The sequence below is a fragment of the Streptomyces prasinopilosus genome (genome assembly GCF_001419695.1).
Classification (GTDB): Bacteria; Actinomycetota; Actinomycetes; order Streptomycetales; family Streptomycetaceae; genus Streptomyces; species Streptomyces prasinopilosus.
Genome location: NZ_LIRG01000460.1, coordinates 1 through 3,627, shown reverse-complemented (window position 1 = coordinate 3,627; position 3,627 = coordinate 1). Strand labels below are relative to the sequence as shown.

The following is a 3,627-nucleotide window of genomic DNA, read 5'->3' as shown; positions in this document are numbered from 1 at the left end:
CGACGACGTAGTCCTGCCGGAAGGCCGGCAGGACTACGTCGTCGCCCGGGAGGACTGCGCCGGGTCCGTCGAGCGGGCCAGGGGGGTACGACGGCGACGGCATCCGGCCCGAGAGCCTCAGCGGCGGGCTGCACACCGAGGGGGCGACGAGCACGTCCTCTTCTACTCCTACGGAGTGTTCCGCACGGACACCCCGCCGGCCGGGATCGGCATCGTCCTCGACTCCGGACCGCGCCACACCGCCACCGTGCTGAGGCTGCCGGACGATCCGGGCTGGGGGACGTACCACGCCTTCGGCGACGCCCCGGCGGCGGACACCGGCTTCACGGTCACGGCGTACGCCGAGGACGGCGGCGTGCTGTTCGAGCAGCGCTTCGACGCCTCGCCCCCGGACCGAGGCCTCCCGCGACGGGGCCGGCCCCGCCACGCCGGCCCCGTCGCGGGAGACCGCCGGGAAGCACGTGACGCCGAGCGGGCGCGGGCGGGCGGGTTCACAGGCGGACGATGATCAGGGCGATGTCGTCCCGTCCGCCCTCGGCCACGCCGAGGCGGGTGAGCAGGGTGTCGGCCAACTGGTCGGGACCGAGGGACGTGTGCCGGCCGAGGGCGTCGGCGAGGCGGTGCAGGCCGGCGTCGATGTCCTCACCGCGGCGCTCGATGAGTCCGTCGGTGTAGAGCACGAGGGTGTCGCCCGGGGAGTAGGACACCGTGGCCTGGGGGCGCGGGACGGCGTGGTCGGTGAGGATGCCCAGGGGAGGGTCGGTGGCCTCGTCGAGCAGGACGACGGTGCCGTCCGGCCGGGCCAGGAGGGGCGGGGGGTGGCCGGCGCTGGTGTAGGTGATGTGCCGCCGGCGGGTGTCGATGACGGCTTTGACCGCGGTCGTGGCCAGCGCGTCCTCGAAGGTGCGGGCGTACCTGCTCAGGACGTCCATCGCCCTGCCGGGTTCGTCGATGGCGCGGACGGCGGCGGACAGGGCGCTGCGGAGCATGCCCATGACGGCGGCGGCCTCCAGGCCGTGGCCGACCACGTCGCCGACCGCGACGGTGAACCGGTCGTCGGACAGGTCCACCACGTCGTACCAGTCGCCGCAGACGTTGAGGGACCGGGTGGCGGGCAGGTAGCGCACGGCGATCTCGCGGTGCCCGGCCAGGTCCGGAGCGTGCAGCATGACCTCCTGGAGGGCGAGGGCGGTCCGGCGTTCCCGGGCGTGGGCCTCGCGGAGCTCCTCGTTGAGGCCCTGGAGCTCCTGCGCCCGCGCGAACAGTTCGGCCTCCATCGCCTTGTGCTCCCCGAGCGGGTCGCCCGGCCTGAGGTGGAGGGGGCGGGTGAGCACGAACTCGGTCACGTCCTCCACCCGGTGGATGATCCACCCGACCTCTCCGTCGGCTCCGAGGACGGGTGTGTTGACGGGCGACCACCACTTCTCCCGGAACACCCCCGGGCGTCCGGAGACCGGGATGTCGTACTTCTGCACCGCCATCGTGTCCGGTTCCTTCGAGCGGACGACCCGCTCCAGGGAGGCCTGCAGGTTGCGGACCCCGTCGGCCTCCGGGTCCGCCGGGTTCTCCGGGTAGACGGCGAAGAGGTGCCGGCCGATCAACTCCTCCCGGGTCCGCTCCGTGACCCGCAGATAGGCCTCGTTGGCCTCGACGATCACCAGTTCGGGGTCCAGCACCAGATAGGGGCTGGGCATCACGGCGAACAACGCCCGGTAGTCGAGGTGCGGTGTGGTCACGTCTACTCTCCTGCCCCGTTCCCCCGTCCCACTCCCGGTTCCGGGTCACACATCGGCCCGTGGGCGGGTGGGGCGGCCCGCCGGACCGGCGGGGCGCGGCCCGCCCCGGCCCGTCCGGCGTGCGGACCGCGCACCTCGGCGAGGAGGAGGCCGGGGCCGCCCCGGCCGTACCGACCGGCGCCGGGCCACACGGGAACGAATACACCGTCGACGGCCCCGGGAGCCGGCCGGGCAACGTCGAAGGGCCCCGCAGCGAACTGCGGGGCCCTTCGACTTCGTGCCCGGTGAGGCACTGGCGGAGGATACGAGATTCGAACTCGTGAGGGGTTGCCCCCAACACGCTTTCCAAGCGTGCGCCCTAGGCCACTAGGCGAATCCTCCGGGAGGAACATTACATGACCCGAAGGAGTGCTCGCGAACTCGTTCCACCCCCGCGACATGGGGTAGCCTGTGCGCAGCCCCTCACGCGGCGCTATCTGACTGAACTCCCCCAGGGCCGGAAGGCAGCAAGGGTAGGTCGGCTCTGGCGGGTGCGTGGGGGGCGCTTTCGTGCGCCGTGCCCCTGCCGCCGGGCGGGGCGGGACGGGTTGTCGGTGGGCGCCTATAACCTCGTAGGCGTGTCGTCCCTCGCGCTGTACCGCCGTTATCGCCCGGAGTCCTTCGCCGAGGTCATCGGGCAGGAGCATGTCACCGACCCGCTGCAGCAGGCGCTGCGGAACAACCGGGTCAATCACGCGTACCTGTTCAGCGGTCCGCGAGGCTGCGGCAAGACGACCAGCGCCCGCATCCTCGCCCGGTGCCTGAACTGCGAGCAGGGTCCCACGCCGACGCCGTGCGGTCAGTGCCAGTCCTGCCAGGACCTCGCGCGCAACGGACCCGGCTCGATCGACGTCATCGAGATCGACGCCGCCTCCCACGGTGGTGTGGACGACGCCCGCGACCTGCGCGAGAAGGCGTTCTTCGGGCCCGCCCACAGCCGGTACAAGATCTACATCATCGACGAGGCCCACATGGTCTCCCCGCAGGGCTTCAACGCGCTGCTGAAGGTCGTCGAGGAGCCCCCGGAGCACCTGAAGTTCATCTTCGCGACCACCGAGCCCGAGAAGGTCATCGGGACGATCCGGTCGCGCACGCACCACTATCCGTTCCGGCTGGTGCCGCCCGGGGTCCTGCGGGACTACCTCGGCGAGGTGTGCGGACGGGAGAACAGCCCCGTCGAGGACGGGGTGCTGCCGCTCGTCGTGCGGGCCGGCGCGGGCTCCGTGCGTGACTCCATGTCCGTCATGGACCAGCTGCTCGCGAGCGCCGGCCCCGACGGCGTGACGTACGCCATGGCCACCTCCCTGCTCGGGTACACGGACGGCTCGCTGCTCGACTCCGTGGTCGAGGCCTTCGCCACGGGCGACGGTGCCGCGGCCTTCGAGGTCGTCGACCGCGTGATCGAGGGGGGCAACGACCCGCGGCGGTTCGTCACCGACCTGCTCGAGAGGCTCCGGGACCTGGTGATCCTCGCCGCGGTCCCGGACGCCGCGGAGAAGGGGCTCATCGACGTCCCCGCCGACGTCGTCGAGCGGATGCAGGCCCAGGCCGGCGTCTTCGGCGCCGCCGAACTCAGCCGTGCCGCCGACCTCGTCAACGAGGGACTCAACGAGATGCGGGGCGCCACCTCGCCCCGGCTCCAGCTCGAGCTGATCTGCGCGCGCGTGCTGCTGCCCGCCGCGTACGGCGACGAGCGGTCGGTCATGGCCCGTCTGGACCGGATCGAGCGCGGTGTGAACTTCTCGGCGGGCGCTCCCGCGGCCGGCGCGCCCGCCATGGGGTACGTGCCCGCCGCCGGGGGGCACGGCGGTGGCGCGGGAGCGCCGGTGCCGCCCGGGAGCGGTCCGGCCGC

Annotated in this window: 3 protein-coding genes, 1 tRNA gene and 1 other RNA gene; 3 read left to right on the top strand and 2 right to left on the bottom strand. The window is 72.8% G+C overall.

All coding sequences use genetic code 11. The features are described from left to right. A partial coding sequence (locus AOK18_RS19405) for a hypothetical protein (protein WP_206281564.1) occupies positions 1–508 on the top strand: 508 nt, incomplete at its 5' end. Here the strand turns inward: AOK18_RS19405 and AOK18_RS19400 are convergent. Both AOK18_RS19400 and AOK18_RS19395 read right to left on the bottom strand, forming a co-directional pair. Beyond that, positions 492–1,736 carry a PP2C family protein-serine/threonine phosphatase gene (locus AOK18_RS19400; protein WP_055695188.1) on the bottom strand — a complete coding sequence of 415 codons (1,245 nt, stop codon included), beginning with the start codon at positions 1,734–1,736 and terminating at the stop codon, positions 492–494. The genes AOK18_RS19405 and AOK18_RS19400 overlap by 17 nt on opposite strands. A 293-nt stretch (positions 1,737–2,029) precedes the next feature. After that, positions 2,030–2,117: transfer RNA gene (locus AOK18_RS19395), tRNA-Ser, on the bottom strand. Positions 2,118–2,189: 72 nt separating this feature from the next. Here AOK18_RS19395 and ffs point away from each other — a divergent pair. Further along, positions 2,190–2,288: signal recognition particle sRNA small type (ffs, locus tag AOK18_RS31100), an RNA gene on the top strand. A gap of 65 nt (positions 2,289–2,353) precedes the next feature. After that, the coding region (locus AOK18_RS19390) for a DNA polymerase III subunit gamma and tau (RefSeq protein ID WP_055695187.1) at positions 2,354–3,627 on the top strand (1,274 nt) is incomplete at its 3' end.